Source organism: Cohnella soli (genome assembly GCF_042655525.1).
Taxonomy (GTDB): domain Bacteria; phylum Bacillota; class Bacilli; order Paenibacillales; family Paenibacillaceae; genus Cohnella; species Cohnella soli.
The window spans coordinates 628-968 of sequence record NZ_JBHSMI010000061.1 but is presented as its reverse complement, the minus strand read 5'-3'; the positions used below and the strand labels follow the sequence as shown (position 1 = coordinate 968).

Here is a 341-nt window from a genome sequence, read left to right as displayed (position 1 = left end):
CGCGGTGAATACGTTCCCGGGTCTTGTACACACCGCCCGTCACACCACGAGAGTTTACAACACCCGAAGTCGGTGGGGTAACCCGCAAGGGAGCCAGCCGTCGAAGGTGGGGTAGATGATTGGGGTGAAGTCGTAACAAGGTAGCCGTATCGGAAGGTGCGGCTGGATCACCTCCTTTCTAAGGAGCTCTTCGGAGCTATAAAAGACCACGGCCCTTTGGGAGTGGCAACCGTTTCTTACGCTCATGTTCAGTTTTGAAAGTGCAATTGCCTTCGGGTAATGCCTTTCAACGTATCAAATCTTGTACCTTGAAAACTGGATAGCGAAACAAAGCGCGAAAG

1 rRNA gene is annotated in these 341 nt (G+C 52.2%); it reads left to right on the top strand.

Annotated elements, in window-relative coordinates:
- Positions 1-178, top strand: a 16S ribosomal RNA gene (locus ACFPOF_RS28765); the annotation flags it as partial.
- Between the last annotated feature and the right edge of the window lie 163 nt (positions 179-341).